Origin of the sequence: Burkholderia pseudomultivorans, from assembly GCF_001718415.1 — a bacterium.
GTDB lineage: Bacteria > Pseudomonadota > Gammaproteobacteria > Burkholderiales > Burkholderiaceae > Burkholderia > Burkholderia pseudomultivorans_A.
Window position 1 is genome coordinate 4,774,657 of sequence record NZ_CP013378.1, and the last position, 17,145, is coordinate 4,791,801.

Below are 17,145 nucleotides of genomic sequence, written 5' to 3' on the forward strand. Positions count from 1 at the left end.
CCTCGCTCAGCCTCTCAGGTCGAGCACGTCGCGATCGTCGATCGGCCGGCTGCCGCTGTCGCGCATCGAGCGCACCTCGTCGCCCGGGCTGCGGCCGAACAGCCGCTTGAACTCGCGGCTGAACTGCGACGCGCTCGCATAGCCGACGCGCGCGGCGGCCGCGCCCGCTCCGACGCCGTCCTGCACCATCATCAGCCGCGCCTGGTGCAGCCGCGCCGCCTTCACGTACTGCATCGGCGATGTCGCGGTCACGTGCTTGAACTGCGCATGGAACACCGCGAGACTCATCCCGGCCTCGCGCGCCAGCGTCTCGACGTCGAGGTCGGCGTTCAGGTCCGCGTGAATGCGGCGCAGCGCCTTCGCGATGCGCCCGAAGTGATGCTGCTGGACCAGCGCCGCGCGAATCGCGTCGCCCTGCGCGCCCGTCAGCACGCGGTAGGCGATCTCGCGCATGATCGCGGGACCGAGCACGCGCGTGTCGTGCGGCGACGCGAGCGCTTCGAGCAGCCGCAGCACCGCATCGGCGAGCGGCGCGTCGAGCGGCGTCGAGTAGACGCCGTGCGGCTCGCTGACGGCCGCGCCGAGCGTCTCGTCGAGCAGGATCGCGAGTTCGGCGATCACCGCGAGATCGACGCGGATCGAGATCGCGAGAAACGGCTCGTCGACGCTCGCGAAAGTCTCGCATTCGAACGGCAGCGGCACCGACAGCACCAGATACTGCTGCGCGTCGTAGACGAACGAGCGCTCGCCGAGATAGCCGAGCTTGCGCCCCTGGCACACGACGACGATGCTCGGTTCGTAGAGCACCGGCATGCGCGGCGCCGGCCGGCTCACGCGGATGAAGCGCACGCCGTCGAGCGCCGCCAGCGTGTCGCCCTCGTTCGGCGCGAGACGCGTGTGCAGTTCGATCATGCGGCGCTGCACGCGCTCGCCCGAGTCGGCGAAAAGGGGCTGGAAGCTCATCGGCGTCGTCCTGTCCGGCAAGAGAATCTGGCTCGCAATGTAGCACCCTGAACGCGTTTTGGCGGCCGTTCGCGCGCAATTCAAGAGAAATAGGCAAATCTTCGAGACCTTCGTGTATTTCGCCGCGAGCGCGCGCTCCTTACGATGACGACCTGTCTCGCCGCATCGCCACATGATGCCGGCGGCAGTCTGTGTCACCGGACAAGGAGCCCCCGCATGAGCACAACCTATGCCTACGCGGCGACCGATTCGCAGTCGCCGCTCGCCCCGTTCGAATTCCAGCGTCGCGCGCTGCGCGATCTCGACGTCCAGATCGACGTGCTGTACTGCGGCGTCTGCCACTCGGACCTTCATCAGGCGCGCAACGAATGGCGCAACACGATCTACCCGGTCGTGCCGGGCCATGAAATCGTCGGCCGTGTGACCGCGACCGGCCCGCAGGTGTCGCGCTTCAAGGTCGGCGAGCTGGTCGGCGTCGGCTGCCTCGTCGATTCGTGCCGCACCTGCGCGAGCTGCGCAGAAGGGCTCGAGCAGTATTGCGAGAACGGCTTTGTCGGCACCTACAACGGCCAGGACCGCGTGACCGGCGACATCACCTACGGCGGCTATTCGACGCAGCTCGTCGTCGACGAGGCGTTCGTGCTGCGCGTGCCCGACACGCTCGACCCGGCCGGCGCCGCGCCGCTGCTGTGCGCGGGCATCACGACCTATTCGCCGCTGCGCCAGTGGAACGTCGGCCCCGGCAAGAAGGTGGGCATCGTCGGCCTCGGCGGCCTCGGTCACATGGGCGTGAAGCTGGCGCGCGCGATGGGCGCGCACGTCGTGCTGTTCACGACCTCGCCGTCGAAGATCGAGGACGGCAAGCGGCTCGGCGCGCACGAAGTGGTGATCTCGAAGGACGAGGCGCAGATGAACGCGCACCTGAACAGCTTCGACTTCATCCTGAACACGGTCGCCGCGCAGCACGACCTGAATCCGTTCCTGCATTTGCTCAAGCGCGACGGCACGATGACGCTGGTCGGCGCGCCCGAGCACGACCATCCGTCGCCGCAGGTGTTCAACCTGATCTTCAAGCGCCGCCGCCTCGCGGGCTCGCTGATCGGCGGGATCGCGGAAACGCAGGAAATGCTCGACTTCTGCGCCGAGCACGGGATCACGTCGGATATCGAGACGATCCCGATGCAGCAGATCAACGCCGCTTACGAACGGATGCTGAAAAGCGACGTGAAGTACCGGTTCGTGATCGACATGGCGTCGCTCAAGCACTGAGCGTCGCGCCGATATCGCGGCACCGGCGCGGCGCGGCCGCGTCGTGTGCCGCGACGCCTCGCGACACGCACGCGCCCGCCCGTCACTTCTTGTAGTCGTAATCGACCGTCAGCGGCGCATGGTCGCTGAACTTGATGTCCTTGAAGATCGACGTGCTTTTTGCGGTGCCGGCCACGCCCGGCGTCGCGATCTGGTAATCGATCCGCCACCCGACGTTCTTCGCGTACGCCTGGCCGCGGTTGCTCCACCACGTGTACTGCTCGGGACGCGGATCGAGCGTGCGGAACACGTCGACGTAGCCGACGTCGTCGAACAGCTTCGTCAGCCACGCGCGCTCCTCCGGCAGGCAGCCGGAGTTCTTCTGGTTGCTCTTCCAGTTCTTGATGTCGATTTCCTTGTGGACGATGTTCACGTCGCCGCACAGGATCACCTCGCGCTTTTTCTTCAGCTCGGCAAGGTGCGGCATGAACGCGTCCATGAAGCGGTACTTCGCCTGCTGGCGCTCTTCGCCGCTCGACCCGGACGGCACGTACACCGACACGACCGACAGCTTGCCGTAGCGCGCCTCGACATAGCGCCCCTCGGGATCGAATTCGCTGCTGCCGAAGCCGATGATCACGTCGTCGGGCTCGTGGCGGCTGTACAGGCCCGCGCCGCTGTAGCCCTTTTTCGCGGCATGGTGGAAATAACTGCGCAGGCCGTGCGGCTCGACGAATTCGGCCGGCAGGTCGTCGGCCGACACCTTGATTTCCTGCACGCACACGCAATCGGCGTTCTGCTCGCCGAGCCATTCGAAGAAGCCCTTCTTCGCGGCGGAGCGGATGCCGTTCAGGTTGGCGGTAATCACACGCATCATGTCGGAGTTCCGTTCAGTTCGATATTGACAGGGGAGCAGCTTAGCGGACTTTCACGCCTTCGAGTTCCGGCTTCGGCGGCGGGAACTCCAGCTTCATGTCGGTCATCGTGCGCAGCAGCAGCTCGGCGATCATCACGTTGCGGTGCGTCTTCGAATTCGCCGGAATCACGTACCACGGCGCATCCTCGGCCGAGGTCGCGGCGAGCGCGTCGCGGTACGCGGACTGGTACGCGTCCCAGTGCTTGCGCGCGTCGAGATCGGAGATGTCGAACTTCCAGTGCTTGGTCGGATCGTCGATGCGCGCCTGCAGCCGCTCGCGCTGCTCGTCCTTCGAGATGTGCAGGAAGCACTTGACGATGGTCGTGCCGTTCTCGACCAGCATCGTCTCGAAATCGCGGATCTGCCGGTAGCGGCGCTCGCATTCCTTGTCGTCGATCTGGTCGAGCACGCGCGGCACCAGCACATCCTCGTAATGGCTGCGGTTGAAGATCGCCAGTTCGCCGGCGGCCGGCACCTGCGCATGCACGCGCCACAGGAAATCGTGCGCGGCCTCGATCGGCGTCGGCGCCTTGAACGGCACGATGCGCAGCCCGAGCGGGTCGACCTCGTGGAACACCGCGCGCACGGTGCCGTCCTTGCCGCTCGTGTCCATGCCCTGCAGCACCAGCAGCACGCGCTTTTTCTGCTGCGTATGCAGACACTCCTGCAGCACGTCGAGCTGGCTCGACACGACCGCCAGCCGCTCGCGGTCGGCGTCCTTCGAACCCGACGAAAACGGCTTCGCGCCCGGATCGAACGCATCGAGCGTGAATGCCGCGGCTGCCTTCTCGCGCGTGTAGTACGGCACGCGGAAATCGTCGAGAGACGGTTGCTTCGCCATTGTTTCCTCCGTTGGACGGCGCGGCGCGCCCGGGCGCACCTGCCAAACGCGACGGGCCGCCCCGAACAGCTTCGTTCGGCGGCGGCCCGTCGTCAAGCGCGCTTCAATCGCGCAGGCATGCTCAGCCGAGCTTCTTCTTCAGCAGTTCGTTGACCTGCTGCGGGTTCGCCTTGCCCTTCGTGGCCTTCATCGCCTGGCCGATCAGCGCGTTGAACGCCTTCTCCTTGCCCGCGCGGAATTCCTCGACCGACTTCGCGTTCGCCGCCAGCACCTCGTCGATGATCGCTTCGAGCGCGCCGGTGTCGGAAATCTGCTTCAGCCCCTTCGCATCGATGATGCGGTCGGCCGCGCCGTCGTCGGTCGCCTTCTCTTCCCAGATCGTCGCGAAGATTTCCTTGGCGATCTTGTTCGAGATCGTGCCGTCGGCGATGCGCTGCAGCACCAGCGCGAGCTGCGCAGCCGACACCGGAATCGCGTCGATCTCGATGCCGTCGCGGTTCAGCTGCGACGAGACGTCGCCCATCAGCCAGTTCGCGGCGATCTTCGCGTTCGCGGCGCCCGCCTTCGCGACGACGGCCTCGAAGTACGCGGCCATCGCCTTGCTCGACGTCAGCACGCCCGCGTCGTACGCGGACACGCCGTACTCGGCGACGAAGCGCTGCTGCATCGCGGCCGGCAGCTCGGGCATGCCGGCCTGCACGCGCTCGACCCAGTCGCGGCCGATCACGAGCGGCATCAGGTCGGGATCGGGGAAGTAGCGGTAGTCGTGCGCGTCTTCCTTGCTGCGCATCGACTTCGTCTCGCGCGTGTCGGGGTCGTACAGGCGCGTTTCCTGCACGACCTCGCCGCCGTCCTCGATCAGCTCGATCTGGCGGCGCACTTCGTAGTTGATCGCATCTTCGAGGAAGCGGAACGAGTTCAGGTTCTTGATCTCGGCGCGCGTGCCGAACTTCTCCTGGCCGACCGGGCGCACCGACACGTTCGCGTCGCAGCGGAACGAGCCTTCCTGCATGTTGCCGTCGCAGATGCCGAGCCATACGACCAGCCCGTGCAGCGCCTTCGCGTATGCGACGGCCTCGGCCGCGCTGCGCATTTCCGGCTCGGTGACGATCTCGAGCAGCGGCGTGCCCGCGCGGTTCAGGTCGATCCCCGTCATCCCCGCATAGTCTTCGTGCAGCGACTTGCCGGCGTCCTCCTCGAGGTGCGCGCGGGTCAGGTTGATGGTCTTTTCATAGGCCGGCTTGCCGGCCTTCTCGTTGGCCGGCACCTGGATCGTGATCGTGCCGCCCTGCACCACCGGAATCTCGTACTGGCTGATCTGATAGCCCTTCGGGAGATCCGGATAGAAGTAGTTCTTGCGCGCGAAGATGCTGCGCGGCGCGATGGTCGAGCCGATCGCGAGGCCGAAGCGGATCGCGCGCTCGACCGCGCCGCGGTTCAGCACCGGCAGCACGCCCGGCAGCGCGAGGTCGACCGGGCAGGCCTGCGTGTTCGGCTCGGCGCCGAACTGCGTCGACGCGCCCGAGAAAATCTTCGAGACGGTCGACAGTTGCGCGTGCGTCTCGAGACCGATCACAACTTCCCATTGAGTAGCCATGTTCATGCCTCCCGCCGAGCCGCCTCAAGGGAGGCATGCGCCCCCTCGGGGGGCAGCGAACAAAGTGAGCGTGGGGGCTCATTCCCCACCCCTGCCGGAACTTGCTTGTGCCAGTCGGTCGCACGCTGGAACGCGTCGGCGACCTGCAGCATCCGGGCTTCGTTGAAATAGTTGCCGATGATCTGCAGACCGACCGGGCGCTTCGCGTTCGCGCCGGCGCCGAAGCCGCACGGCACGCTCATGCCGGGCAGGCCCGCGAGGCTCACCGACAGCGTGTAGACATCGGCCAGGTACATCTGCACCGGATCGTCGCCCTTCGCGCCGAGATCCCACGCGACCGTCGGCGATGCCGGCCCCATGATCACGTCGCAGGACCTGAACGCTTCCTGGAAATCCTGCGCAATGATGCGGCGGATCTTCTGCGCCTGCAGGTAGTACGCGTCGTAGTAGCCGTGCGACAGCACGTAGGTGCCGACCAGGATCCGGCGCTTCACCTCGGCGCCGAAGCCTTCGGCACGCGACTTCTTGTACATGTCGAGCAGGTCGCCGTACTGCGCGGCGCGGTGGCCGTAGCGCACGCCGTCGAAACGCGACAGGTTCGACGAGGCCTCGGCCGGCGCGATCACGTAATAGACGGGGATCGACAGCTCGGTCTTCGGCAGCGACACCGGCACGAGCGTCGCGCCGAGCGCTTCATACTGCTTGAGCGCCGCGTCGATCGTCGCGCGCACGTCGTCGGCGAGACCGTCGCCGAAATACTCGTTCGGCAGGCCGATGCGCAGGCCGGCGAGCGGCTTGCCCGCGTCGTTGCCGGCCGCCCACGGCTGGCCGAGGTGGCGCGTGAAGTCCTCGTCGTCGCGCTCGAGGCTCGTCGAGTCGCGCTCGTCGAAGCCGGCCATCGCGTTGAGCAGCAACGCGCAGTCGGACGCGCTCTGCGCCATCGGGCCGCCCTGGTCGAGCGACGACGCGAACGCGATCATCCCGTAGCGCGACACGCGGCCGTAGGTCGGCTTGATGCCGGTCACGCCCGCGAACGACGCCGGCTGGCGGATCGAGCCGCCGGTGTCGGTGCCGGTCGCGGCCGGCGCGAGGCGCGCGGCGACGGCGGCCGAGCTGCCGCCCGAGCTGCCGCCCGGCACCGCGTTCGTGTCCCACGGGTTCTTCACCGCGCCGAACGCCGAATTCTCGTTCGACGAGCCCATCGCGAACTCGTCCATGTTGGTCTTGCCGAGCGTGACCATGCCGGCCGCCTGCAGGCGGGCAACCACGGTCGCGTCGAACGGGCTTTCGTAGTTCGCGAGCATCTTCGAGCCGGCGGTCGAGCGCCAGCCGCGCGTGACGAACACGTCCTTGTGCGCGATCGGCAGGCCGGTCAGCGCGCCGCCCGCGCCGCGCGCGAGCTCGGCGTCGGCGGCCTTCGCCTGCGCGAGGGTGAGGTCGGCATCGACGTGGACGAACGCGTTCAGGTCGCGCGCGGCGTCGATCCGTTTCAGATAGTGCTGCGCGAGCTCGACGGCCGAGCATTCCTTGGCGGCGAGCGCGGCGCGCAGTTCGGTCAGGCTTTTTGCGTGCATGAGGTGTTTTCCTGGGAATTCTGGGTGGCGCGCGGCGCGAGGGCGGCCGGCGCGCTGGTCGTCGAACGCTTACTCGATCACCTTCGGCACGAGATAGAGGCCGTCCTGGACGGCCGGCGCCGAGCGCTGGTTGTCGTCGCGATTCACGACTTCCGTGACGGCGTCGTCGCGCAGGCGCTGCGCGACTTCCTGGATATGTTCGATCGGGTGCGCGAGCGGCTCGATGCCGGCGGTATCGACCGCCTGCATCTGCTCGACGAGGCCGAAGAAATCGTTGAGCTGGCCGAGCGTGTGCTCGGCGTCGGCGTCGGCCATTTCGAGTCGCGCGAGGTGCGCGATGCGTTTCACATCGGTCAGGGTAAGGGCCATGCGATCACCGGAAAACAAGGCTGCGCGGCGCGCGAAAGACGGCGCCGCGGCGGGGGTTGAAGGGTGCGATCCCACCCTCAAAAATCGGGGCCGAAGCGGCAAAAATACCGCCCGTTTCGATTCAAATACCGAGAAATTATAAGGTATCATTACGCGTTCGACCCAAACCCGGCAGCCTTTCCCGCACCGTTTCGCCCCGCTTCGGCAAGCCGTGCGTGCTTCAAGCGACCGCCGGTAGACTTCACACCCAGCTTCGAGCGCCGCGGCGGCCGTTCCCGCCACGATCCGAGGCTGTTATTTTTTCCGCTGCCGCCCTCAGCGTTCGCGATACAGGGCCGGCCCAGAGCGAAACAGGATTCTGAATGTTCGGTTTTTTGCGCAGCTACTTCTCCAACGATCTGGCGATCGACCTCGGCACCGCAAACACCCTGATCTACATGCGCGGCAAAGGCATCGTGCTCGATGAGCCGTCCGTCGTGTCGATTCGCCAGGAAGGCGGCCCCAACGGCAAGAAAACGATCCAGGCGGTAGGCAAGGAAGCCAAGCAGATGCTCGGCAAGGTGCCGGGCAACATCGAGGCGATCCGCCCGATGAAGGACGGCGTGATCGCCGACTTCACCGTCACCGAGCAGATGATCAAGCAGTTCATCAAGACGGCCCACGAGTCGCGCATGTTCTCGCCGTCGCCGCGCATCATCATCTGCGTGCCGTGCGGCTCGACCCAGGTCGAGCGCCGCGCGATCAAGGAAGCCGCGCACGGCGCCGGCGCCTCGCAGGTCTACCTGATCGAGGAGCCGATGGCGGCCGCGATCGGCGCGGGCCTGCCGGTCTCGGAAGCGACCGGCTCGATGGTCGTCGACATCGGCGGCGGCACCACGGAAGTCGGCGTGATCTCGCTCGGCGGCATCGTGTACAAAGGCTCGGTGCGCGTCGGCGGCGACAAGTTCGACGAGGCGATCGTCAACTACATCCGCCGCAACTACGGGATGCTGATCGGCGAGCAAACCGCCGAAGCGATCAAGAAGGAAATCGGCTCCGCGTTCCCGGGCTCGGAAGTCAAGGAAATGGAAGTGAAGGGCCGCAACCTGTCGGAAGGCATTCCGCGCAGCTTCACGATCTCCAGCAACGAAATCCTCGAAGCGCTGACCGATCCGCTGAACCAGATCGTGTCGTCGGTGAAGATCGCGCTCGAACAGACGCCGCCGGAACTCGGCGCCGACATCGCCGAGCGCGGGATGATGCTGACGGGCGGCGGCGCGCTGCTGCGCGACCTCGACCGCCTGCTCGCGGAAGAGACCGGCCTGCCGGTGCTCGTCGCGGAAGACCCGCTCACCTGCGTCGTGCGCGGTTCGGGCATGGCGCTCGAACGCATGGACAAGCTGGGCAGCATCTTCTCGTACGAGTGATCGTCTAGGCAGTCCCGCTTGACATGACGCACTCGCGGCGTGGCCGGCTCGCTCGCTCAGATCGAACCGCCGCGCCGTTTGCGCGTCTGAGCATCATTTAACCGATCACACGCGCCCGGCGCCGACCATGGAATACAGTCCGCCGCCCCTCTTCAAGCAAGGTCCGCCCGCGCTCGCGCGGCTCATCTTCTTCGTCGCCCTCGCCATCGCGCTCCTCGTGTCGGACGCGCGCTTCAGCACGCTCGAAATCGTCCGCGGCGTGCTCGGCACCGTGCTGTACCCGCTGCAGCGCGCGGCGCTCGTGCCGCGCGACCTGTTCATGGGCGCGGCCGACATCGCCGTCACCGGCGCATCGCTGCGCCACGAGAACGACCAGCTCCGCAAGCGCAACCTGCAACTGTCGACGCAGGCCAACCAGGCCGCCGTGCTCGCGCAGGAGAACGCGCACCTGCGCGCGGTGCTCGAACTGCGCCAGCACATCGCGACGCAGTCGACGCCCGTCGAGATCCAGTACGACACCAGCGACCCGTTCACGCAGAAGATCGTGATCGGCCAGGGCACGCAGCAAGGCATCCAGGACGGCGCGCCGGTCGTCAGCGAGGACGGCGTGATCGGCCAGGTCACGCGCACCTTCCCGCTGCAGGCCGAAGTCACGCTGATCACCGACCGCGATCTCGCGATTCCCGTGCAGGTGCTGCGCACCGGCCTGCGCAGCGTGATCTACGGCACGCCGAAGGGCGACTCGCTCGACCTGCGCTTCGTGCCGACCAGCGCCGACCTCGTCGTCGGCGACGAACTCGTCACGAGCGGCCTCGACGGCGTCTATCCGCCGGGCCTGCCGGTCGCGAAGGTCGTGCGCGTCGACAAGCTCGCCGATACGGCCTTCGCGCGCGTGACCTGCGCGCCGGTCGCGGCGGTGCGCGGCGCGCGGCAGATGCTCGTGCTGCATTACCAGAACGACATCCCGCCGCGCCCGGCCGAGCCCGACCCGGCCGCCGACAAGAACGCGAAGGGCGGCAAGAAGGCCGCGAAAGCCGCCGCGAAGGGCGACAAGAGCGACAAGGCCGACAAGGCGGCCGACGCGAACGCGAAGCCGGCCGCCGGCGCGAAGCCCGCGCCCGCGACGCCTGCCGCGCCCGGCAAGCCCGCCGCCGCACCCGCGAAGCCCGCGGCCGGGCAAACAGGAGCCCCGCGATGAATCGCCCGCAATACATCCTGCAGCCGGTCAATCCGTACTTCATCGTCTTCAGTCTCGCCGCCGCGTTCCTGCTGAACCTGATGCCGTGGGGCCGCCTGCCCGGCGTGCCCGACTTCGTCGCGCTCGTGCTGCTGTTCTGGAACATCCACCAGCCGCGCAAGGTCGGGATGGGCGTCGCGTTCGCGCTCGGCATCCTGATGGACGTGCATGACGCCGGGCTGCTCGGCGAGCATGCGCTCGCCTACACGCTGCTGTCGTACGGCGCGATCACGATCCACCGCCGCGTGCTGTGGATGCCGATCGGCGTGCAGGTGCTGTACGTGACGCCGCTGCTCGTCGTCGCGCAGCTCGTGCCGTTCGTGATCCGCCTCGTCATGGGTGCCGCATTCCCCGGCTGGCGCTACCTCGTCGACGGCTTCGTCGAGGCCGCGCTGTGGCCGATCGCGAGCCACCTGCTGCTGATGCCGCAGCGCCGCCCGGTCGACCCGGACGATACGCGCCCGATCTGAGGCCGGGGCCGACCTTGACCACCGGCTCGGCCAGACGGCGCCCTTCACTTGCGGCCCTGCGCGCGATTTTCGGCATTCGCGCCGGCGTTGCGCATGTAAACCGACCCTAGCATGACCGAATTCAACGACACTCAACAGCAGCTCTCGAAGTTCCGCCTGCGCGTCGCGGCGGCGGGCGTGTTCGTGTTCGTCTGCTTCGGGCTGCTCGCGAGCCGCTTCTTCTACCTGCAGCTGATGCAGCACGGCAAATACGCGCTGCAGGCCGAGGAAAACCGCATCTCGGTCGCGCCGATCGTGCCGAACCGCGGGATCATCACCGACCGCAACGGCGTGATCCTCGCGAAGAACTATTCGGCGTATACGCTCGAGATCACGCCGTCGAAGCTCGACGACACGCTCGACAACACGATCGACAAGCTCGCCGAGATCATCCCGATCGATGCGCGCGATCGCCGCCGCTTCAAGAAGCTGCAGGAAGACTCGAAGAACTTCGAGAGCCTGCCGATCCGCACGCGCCTCACCGACGCCGAAGTCGCGCGCTTCACCGCGCAGCGCTACCGCTTCCCCGGCGTGGACGTGCGCGCGCGCCTGTTCCGCCAGTATCCGCTCGGCATGACGGCCGCGCACGTGATCGGCTATATCGGCCGGATCTCGAAGCGTGACCAGGACCGCATCGACGCGATGAGCGACGACAACGACAGCGATCCGGAAAACTACGATCCGCGCCGCGACGCGAACAACTACAAGGGCACCGACTACATCGGCAAGATCGGTGTCGAGCAGAGCTACGAGACCGACCTGCACGGGCTGACGGGCTTCGAGGAAGTCGAGGTGACGGCGGGCGGGCGGCCGGTGCGCACGCTGTCGCGCACGCAGGCGACGCCCGGCAACAACCTCGTGCTGTCGCTCGACATCGGGCTGCAGCAGGTCGCCGAGCAGGCGTTCGCCGGCAAGCGCGGCGCGCTCGTCGCGATCGAGCCGAAGACGGGCGACGTGCTCGCGTTCGTGTCGTCGCCGAGCTTCGACCCGAACTCGTTCGTCGACGGCATCGACCAGCAGACCTGGGACGAGCTCAACAACTCGCCCGACAAGCCGCTGCTGAACCGCCCGCTGCACGGCACCTACCCGCCCGGCTCGACGTACAAGCCGTTCATGGCGCTGGCGGGGCTGACGCTCGGCAAGCGCACGCCCGGCTGGGGCTTCCAGGATCCCGGCTACTTCACGTTCGGCGGCCACACGTTCCGCAACGACGTGCGCTCGGGCCAGGGCTGGGTCGACATGAACAAGGCGATCATGGTGTCGAACGACACCTACTTCTACATGCTCGCGCGCGATCTCGGCGTGAACGCGATCGCGAACTTCATGAAGCCGTTCGGCTTCGGCCAGATCACCGGCATCGACGTGCAGGGCGAGGCGCGCGGGATCCTGCCGTCGACCGACTGGAAGAAGAAGGCGTTCAAGAAGCCCGCGCAGCAGAAGTGGTTCGACGGCGAGACGATCAGCCTCGGGATCGGCCAGGGCTACAACTCGTTCACGATCCTGCAGCTCGCGCACGCGACCGCGACGCTCGCGAACAACGGCATCGTGATGAAGCCCCACCTCGTGAAGGAAGTCGAGGATCCGATCACGCGCGCGCGCCACCTGACCGTGCCGAAGGAAAGCGGCGTGATTCCGCTGAAGCAGGCCGACATCGACGTCGTGAAGCGCGGCATGGAGAACGTGATCGAGAACCCGTCGGGCACCGCGTACAAGGTGTTCCGCGGCGCGCCGTATCTCGCGGCCGGCAAGACCGGTACGGCGCAGGTGTTCTCGCTGCAGGGCTCCAACTACAAGGGCCATCTGCTCGCCGAGCACCTGCGCGACCATGCGCTGTTCATTGCGTACGCGCCGGTCGACCATCCGCAGATCGCGCTCGCGCTGATCGTCGAGAACGGCGGCTGGGGTGCGCAGGCCGCCGGCCCGATCGCGCGCCGCGTGCTCGACTTCTACCTCGTCGATCGCCAGAACCCGAACAACGAGGCCGCGGCCGTGGCCGCCGCGGCGTCGGCGACCGAGCCCGTCAATGCGCCGGTGATCGGCGACGCGAACAAGCCCGCCGCCATCGCGGCCGGCTTCACCGCACTGCCGCAGCCGGTCGTGCCGAGCGCGGCCAGCGCGGCGGACGCGGCATCGGCCGCATCCGCACCGGATGCATCGGGCGCGGCCGCCGCCAGTGCCGCGCAGCCGGCCGTCGCGAGCGCGGCCGCGCCGCGGCCCGCGAGCCTGCCGCCGATCCGGCGCCCGCACCGGCCGCGCCGGCCCGCCAGCGAAGCGCAGCCGCTCGCCGCCGCGCCGCGTGAAGACAACCCCCGTGCGACGCCCGCCCAGCAGGCGGCGAACGCCGGAACCGCTCATTAACGGAGAAAGGCATGCAATTCGACAAGCGCGCCTGGCTCGACAAGATCAAGCAGATGTTCGCGGGCTTCGACCGCCCGCTCGCGCTGATCGTGTTCCTGCTGCTGTGCGTCGGCATCGTCACGCTGTACAGCGCGAGCATCGACATGCCGGGCCGCGTCGAGGACCAGCTGCGCAACATCCTGCTGACGTTCGTGCTGATGTGGGTGATCGCCAACATCCCGCCGACGACGCTGATGCGCTTCGCGGTCCCGCTCTACACGTTCGGGGTCGCGCTGCTGGTCGCGGTCGCGCTGTTCGGGATGACCAAGAAGGGCGCGAAGCGCTGGCTGAACGTCGGCGTCGTGATCCAGCCGTCGGAGATCCTCAAGATCGCGACGCCGCTGATGCTCGCGTGGTACTACCAGCGCCGCGAAGGCGGCCTGCGCTGGTACGACTTCGTCGCCGCGTTCGGGATCCTGCTGGTGCCGGTCGGGCTGATCGCGAAGCAGCCCGACCTCGGCACGGGCCTGCTGGTGTTCGCCGCCGGCTTCTTCGTGATCTATCTCGCGGGCCTGTCGTTCAAGCTGATCGTGCCGGTGCTCGTCGCGGGCGTGATCGCGGTCGGCTCGATCGCGGTGTTCGAGGAGCGCATCTGCCAGCCGGAGGTGCAATGGCCGCTGATGCACGACTACCAGAAGCACCGCGTCTGCACGCTGCTCGACCCGACGTCCGACCCGCTCGGCAAGGGCTTCCACACGATCCAGGCGGTGATCGCGATCGGCTCGGGCGGCGTGCTCGGCAAGGGCTACCTGAAAGGCACGCAGGCGCACCTCGAATTCATTCCGGAAAAGCACACCGACTTCATCTTCGCGGTGTTCTCCGAGGAGTGGGGGCTCGCCGGCGGCCTCGTGCTGCTGACGCTGTACATGGCGCTGATCGCGCGCGGGCTGTATATCGCCGCGCAGGGTGCGACGCTGTTCGGCCGGCTGCTCGCAGGCTCGCTGACGCTCGCGTTCTTCGTCTATGCGTTCGTCAACATCGGGATGGTGAGCGGCGTGCTGCCGGTCGTCGGCGTGCCGCTGCCGTTCATGAGCTACGGCGGCACCGCGCTCACGACGCTCGGCATCGCGATCGGGATGATCATGAGCGTCGGCCGGCAGCGCAGGCTGATGAAGAGCTGAGCGCGCGGCCGCGGCCGGCGCGCCGGCCGTGCGCTCACTGCGGCGCCGCGCGCGGGCTTGCCTGCTCCGCGCCGCCGCCGCCCGATGCCGGCCCCTGGGCCTTGAGCCGCGCGCTCAGTTCCTTGAACTTCAGCCCGGCCGTCTCGTCGCCCTGCGCGGCCGCGGCCGCGTAATACGCGCGCGCGATGTTCAGGTTCTGCGTGACGCCGTCGCCGCCACGCTCGTAGAACGACGCGGTCACGTACTGCGCGGTCGGCTCGCCCGCGTCGGCCGCCTGCTTGTACCAGATGAACGCCTGCCGGTTGTCGCGCGGCGTACCGCGCCCGTCGAGGAACTGGTTCGCGAGCGACAGCTCGGCCTGCACATGACCCTGCTTCGCGGCCCGCAGGAACCAGCGGTGCGCCTCGGCCGGGTTGCGCGCGACGAACTCGCCGTCGTCGAACATCCGGCCGTACACGTACTGCGCGTGCGACATGTTCGCGTCGGCCGCGCGCCGGAGCCAGCGCAGCCCCTCTTCGACGTTCGCCGTCACGCCTTCACCAGTGAGCAGCATCATCGCGTAATTGAACTGCGCGAGACGATCGCCGCGCTCGGCCGCGTCGTGGAACTGGACCAGCGCCGCGCGGTAGTCGCCCGCGTTGTAGTCGGCGACCGCCGCCTGCGTCTCGTGCGCGGGATCGGGCTTCGGGTGCGGCGCATTCTGCGCGGCCGCCGCGACACAGACAGCCCACAGGCCGAGCGCCGCGCAGCGCCCGCCGATTCCCCGCGCGCCCGGGCTCGCGCAACACGCGCCGTCGCCGCCGTTCATGACCGCACCTCCTGCAGCGCCTGCCGCGTCGCGCGCAGCAGCCACGTCACGTCGGCCGACAGCGCGATCATCCGGTAGCCGGCGTCGCGATACGGTCGCGCGCTGGCCGCATCCGATGCATAGACGCCGACCGCGACGCCGGCCTGCCGGCCGGCCGCGAGCACGCGCGCGATCGCCGATTCGACGTCCGGATGGCGGACATCGCCGAGATGGCCGAGGCTCGCCGCGAGATCGGCCGGGCCGACGAACAGGCAGTCGACGCCGGGCGTCGCGGCGATCCGCTCGACTTCGTCGACACCTCTCGCCGACTCGATCTGCACGATCACCGCGACCTGCGCATTGGCCGTCAGCAGGTAATCGCGGCGCATCCCGAACGCGGCCGCGCGCACCATGCCCGCGACGCCGCGCAGCCCGTCCGGCGACTCGGGCGACGGAAAGCGCGTGAGCCGCACCGCGTGCGCGGCGTCGTCGGCCGTCTCGATGCCCGGAAACATCAGCGTGCGCGCGCCGGCGTCGAGCGCGCGCTTCACGAGCCACGGCTCGCGCCCCGGCACGCGCACGACGGGCTCGCTCGGCAAGTGCGCGGCGGCCAGCGCGCGCAGCTGCGACGCGACGTCGCGGCTGTCGTTCGGCGCGTGCTCCATGTCGATGCACAGCCAGTCGTAGCCCGCGTGCGCGAGCGCTTCCGCCGCGGCGTCGCTGCCGAGCGTGAGCCACAGCCCGTACAGCGGCTCGTCGCCGTCATGCAGACGTTGTTTCAGCGAATTGGTGAGCGTGCTCATCGATACGGCCTCCCGGCGGACAGGCAATCGAACGGAACAGGCAAGGAGAAGGCATGACGCGGCGGGCCGCCGCGCCCGACGAAGGACGCGTTTCGCGACGCCACGCAAGGATCATAGCGCGCCGTCGGATGAAATGTGGGGGAGGAGAAACCAGACGGCCCCGGCCGGGGCGCCGCCTGGCGGCAAGCGCGCGGCCGGCCGCGCGAAGCGGCGGCCCGGCGCGCGGCGATCGACTGCCGATCAACCGGCGATCAGCGGCCCGGCTGGCGCTCGACGTCGGCCCAGCAGTTCGGCGTTTCGTACAGCCGCACGCGCTCGAGGCGCAGGTTCACGCCGTAGTGCGCGTCGTAGACGTTCGCGAGGATGTCGAACGCGAGCGCCGCGAGGTTCTCGACGGTCGGGATCCGGTCGATCACGACGGTCTTGTGGTCGGCCATCTGCTCGAGGAACGAGCGCACCACTTCGTCGCGCGCGTAGACGAGGAACGCGTGGTCCCACTTGCTGACGAGATGCTCCATCGCGAGCGCCTTCACGTCGGCGAAATCCATCACCATGCCGCGATCGGGCGCCCCCTCGGTATCGACGAGATCGCCGCGCAGCGTGACTTCGAGCACGTAGCGATGCCCGTGCAGGTTCCTGCACTGGCTGCGGTGATCGGGAATGCGGTGGCCCGCGTCGAATTCGAGTTTTCGGGTAATCAGCACGATGTCAAAAGCCGTGGCTCAGGGAATGTTCAGATATTTGTGGGTCTGCATCGACAGGCGCCACTGCGGATGGCGCTTGCACCAGTCGATCGCGAGCTTCGTGTTCAGGTCGCGCGACGGGCCGTCCATCGGCTGGACCAGGAAGTACTCGAAGTCGAGCTTCGCGTAATCGGCGAGCCGCTGGTTGTCCTGCGGGATCACGACCTTCAGCTCGTTGCCCTTCGTGACGACGAGCGGCGCGTCGGCCTTCGGGCTCACGCAGATCCAGTCGATCGACTCGAGCACCGGCAGCGAGCCGTTGGTCTCGATCGCGATCTCGAAGCCTGCCGCGTGCAGCGCGTCGACGAGCGGCTGGTCGAGCTGCAGCATCGGCTCGCCGCCCGTGCAGACCACGAAGCGATGCGCCTCGCCGTCCGGCCACAGGCCCGCGATCGTCGCGACGAGCGCGTCGGCGTCCTTGAACTTGCCGCCGTTCTCGCCGTCGGTGCCGACGAAGTCCGTATCGCAGAAGCGGCACACGGCCTCCGCACGATCCTCTTCGCGGCCGGACCACAGATTGCAGCCGGCAAACCGGCAGAACACGGCCGGCCGGCCCGCATTCGCGCCCTCGCCCTGCAACGTGTAGAAAATTTCCTTGACCGCGTAAGTCATCGTGCTTCGTCCGGCTCGCGCC

Annotated in this window: 16 protein-coding genes; 6 read left to right on the forward strand and 10 right to left on the reverse strand. The window is 68.0% G+C overall.

Features of this window, described 5'->3' with window-relative positions:
• Window positions 1-6: 6 nt before the first annotated feature.
• Window positions 7-963, reverse strand: a complete 957-nt coding sequence (locus WS57_RS34395) for an AraC family transcriptional regulator (protein WP_059516907.1) — start codon at window positions 961-963, stop codon at window positions 7-9.
• A gap of 216 nt (window positions 964-1,179) precedes the next feature.
• Here WS57_RS34395 and WS57_RS34400 point away from each other — a divergent pair, with 216 nt between their 5' ends.
• Window positions 1,180-2,232 (forward strand): NAD(P)-dependent alcohol dehydrogenase, encoded by a 1,053-nt coding sequence (locus tag WS57_RS34400; RefSeq protein WP_009694482.1) that lies wholly within the window; start codon window positions 1,180-1,182, stop codon window positions 2,230-2,232.
• A gap of 82 nt (window positions 2,233-2,314) precedes the next feature.
• On the opposite strand, the gene WS57_RS34405 is transcribed toward WS57_RS34400, so the two are convergent.
• The 5 genes from WS57_RS34405 to gatC form a co-directional block, all read right to left on the reverse strand.
• On the reverse strand, window positions 2,315-3,088 hold the full coding sequence (locus tag WS57_RS34405) for an exodeoxyribonuclease III (protein WP_040128525.1): 774 nt from the start codon (window positions 3,086-3,088) through the stop codon (window positions 2,315-2,317).
• 40 nt (window positions 3,089-3,128) lie between these two features.
• Window positions 3,129-3,968 carry a polyphosphate kinase 2 family protein gene (locus WS57_RS34410; RefSeq protein WP_069245403.1) on the reverse strand — a complete coding sequence of 280 codons (840 nt, stop codon included), beginning with the start codon at window positions 3,966-3,968 and terminating at the stop codon, window positions 3,129-3,131.
• A 121-nt stretch (window positions 3,969-4,089) separates the two neighbouring features.
• Window positions 4,090-5,565 carry an Asp-tRNA(Asn)/Glu-tRNA(Gln) amidotransferase subunit GatB gene (gene gatB / locus WS57_RS34415; protein ID WP_040128529.1) on the reverse strand — a complete coding sequence of 492 codons (1,476 nt, stop codon included), beginning with the start codon at window positions 5,563-5,565 and terminating at the stop codon, window positions 4,090-4,092.
• Between the two features lie 2 nt (window positions 5,566-5,567).
• A complete protein-coding gene (gatA, locus tag WS57_RS34420; protein WP_069245404.1) occupies window positions 5,568-7,139 on the reverse strand; it encodes an Asp-tRNA(Asn)/Glu-tRNA(Gln) amidotransferase subunit GatA in 1,572 nt (523 codons plus the stop codon).
• Between the two features lie 69 nt (window positions 7,140-7,208).
• The gene (gatC, locus tag WS57_RS34425) at window positions 7,209-7,508 is read right to left on the reverse strand and encodes an Asp-tRNA(Asn)/Glu-tRNA(Gln) amidotransferase subunit GatC (protein ID WP_009693867.1); all 300 of its coding nucleotides are present in this window, start codon (window positions 7,506-7,508) and stop codon (window positions 7,209-7,211) included.
• Window positions 7,509-7,870: 362 nt separating this feature from the next.
• Here gatC and WS57_RS34430 point away from each other — a divergent pair, with 362 nt between their 5' ends.
• The 5 genes from WS57_RS34430 to rodA all read left to right on the forward strand — a co-directional run bounded on the left by WS57_RS34430 (window position 7,871) and on the right by rodA (window position 14,178).
• Window positions 7,871-8,914: a rod shape-determining protein gene (locus WS57_RS34430; protein WP_004189550.1), complete on the forward strand. Its 1,044-nt coding sequence runs from the start codon at window positions 7,871-7,873 to the stop codon at window positions 8,912-8,914.
• 127 nt (window positions 8,915-9,041) lie between these two features.
• Entirely contained in the window at window positions 9,042-10,112 is a 1,071-nt protein-coding gene (mreC, locus tag WS57_RS34435; RefSeq protein ID WP_040128533.1) for a rod shape-determining protein MreC, read from the forward strand.
• Entirely contained in the window at window positions 10,109-10,621 is a 513-nt protein-coding gene (mreD, locus tag WS57_RS34440) for a rod shape-determining protein MreD (RefSeq protein ID WP_009687274.1), read from the forward strand. Before mreC ends, mreD begins: the two co-directional genes overlap by 4 nt.
• A 111-nt stretch (window positions 10,622-10,732) precedes the next feature.
• Window positions 10,733-13,018 carry a penicillin-binding protein 2 gene (gene mrdA, locus WS57_RS34445; RefSeq protein WP_059516918.1) on the forward strand — a complete coding sequence of 762 codons (2,286 nt, stop codon included), beginning with the start codon at window positions 10,733-10,735 and terminating at the stop codon, window positions 13,016-13,018.
• 11 nt (window positions 13,019-13,029) lie between these two features.
• Complete coding sequence (gene rodA / locus WS57_RS34450; RefSeq protein ID WP_009688366.1) at window positions 13,030-14,178, forward strand: rod shape-determining protein RodA; 1,149 nt, start codon at window positions 13,030-13,032, stop codon at window positions 14,176-14,178.
• Window positions 14,179-14,212: 34 nt separating this feature from the next.
• On the opposite strand, the gene WS57_RS34455 is transcribed toward rodA, so the two are convergent.
• From WS57_RS34455 to queE, 4 genes are all read right to left on the reverse strand, one after another.
• Window positions 14,213-14,986 (reverse strand): tetratricopeptide repeat protein, encoded by a 774-nt coding sequence (locus WS57_RS34455; RefSeq protein ID WP_059516919.1) that lies wholly within the window; start codon window positions 14,984-14,986, stop codon window positions 14,213-14,215.
• Window positions 14,983-15,768 (reverse strand): HpcH/HpaI aldolase family protein, encoded by a 786-nt coding sequence (locus tag WS57_RS34460; protein ID WP_040128539.1) that lies wholly within the window; start codon window positions 15,766-15,768, stop codon window positions 14,983-14,985. Before WS57_RS34460 ends, WS57_RS34455 begins: the two co-directional genes overlap by 4 nt.
• Before the next feature lie 251 nt (window positions 15,769-16,019).
• Entirely contained in the window at window positions 16,020-16,472 is a 453-nt protein-coding gene (gene queD, locus WS57_RS34465; protein WP_009695725.1) for a 6-carboxytetrahydropterin synthase QueD, read from the reverse strand.
• Between the two features lie 18 nt (window positions 16,473-16,490).
• The gene (gene queE / locus WS57_RS34470) at window positions 16,491-17,123 is read right to left on the reverse strand and encodes a 7-carboxy-7-deazaguanine synthase (RefSeq protein ID WP_009695726.1); all 633 of its coding nucleotides are present in this window, start codon (window positions 17,121-17,123) and stop codon (window positions 16,491-16,493) included.
• Window positions 17,124-17,145: the final 22 nt, after the last annotated feature.

Excerpts from the sequence above, each read along its gene's own strand:
- WS57_RS34395 (WP_059516907.1), bottom strand. The coding sequence starts at position 963 with ATGAGCTTCCAGCCCCTTTTCGCCGACTCGGGCGAGCGCGTGCAGCGC.
- WS57_RS34400 (WP_009694482.1), top strand. The coding sequence starts at position 1,180 with ATGAGCACAACCTATGCCTACGCGGCGACCGATTCGCAGTCGCCGCTC.
- WS57_RS34405 (WP_040128525.1), bottom strand. The coding sequence starts at position 3,088 with ATGATGCGTGTGATTACCGCCAACCTGAACGGCATCCGCTCCGCCGCG.
- WS57_RS34410 (WP_069245403.1), bottom strand. The coding sequence starts at position 3,968 with ATGGCGAAGCAACCGTCTCTCGACGATTTCCGCGTGCCGTACTACACG.
- gatB (WP_040128529.1), bottom strand. The coding sequence starts at position 5,565 with ATGGCTACTCAATGGGAAGTTGTGATCGGTCTCGAGACGCACGCGCAA.
- gatA (WP_069245404.1), bottom strand. The coding sequence starts at position 7,139 with ATGCACGCAAAAAGCCTGACCGAACTGCGCGCCGCGCTCGCCGCCAAG.
- gatC (WP_009693867.1), bottom strand. The coding sequence starts at position 7,508 with ATGGCCCTTACCCTGACCGATGTGAAACGCATCGCGCACCTCGCGCGA.
- WS57_RS34430 (WP_004189550.1), top strand. The coding sequence starts at position 7,871 with ATGTTCGGTTTTTTGCGCAGCTACTTCTCCAACGATCTGGCGATCGAC.
- mreC (WP_040128533.1), top strand. The coding sequence starts at position 9,042 with ATGGAATACAGTCCGCCGCCCCTCTTCAAGCAAGGTCCGCCCGCGCTC.
- mreD (WP_009687274.1), top strand. The coding sequence starts at position 10,109 with ATGAATCGCCCGCAATACATCCTGCAGCCGGTCAATCCGTACTTCATC.
- mrdA (WP_059516918.1), top strand. The coding sequence starts at position 10,733 with ATGACCGAATTCAACGACACTCAACAGCAGCTCTCGAAGTTCCGCCTG.
- rodA (WP_009688366.1), top strand. The coding sequence starts at position 13,030 with ATGCAATTCGACAAGCGCGCCTGGCTCGACAAGATCAAGCAGATGTTC.
- WS57_RS34455 (WP_059516919.1), bottom strand. The coding sequence starts at position 14,986 with ATGAACGGCGGCGACGGCGCGTGTTGCGCGAGCCCGGGCGCGCGGGGA.
- WS57_RS34460 (WP_040128539.1), bottom strand. The coding sequence starts at position 15,768 with ATGAGCACGCTCACCAATTCGCTGAAACAACGTCTGCATGACGGCGAC.
- queE (WP_009695726.1), bottom strand. The coding sequence starts at position 17,123 with ATGACTTACGCGGTCAAGGAAATTTTCTACACGTTGCAGGGCGAGGGC.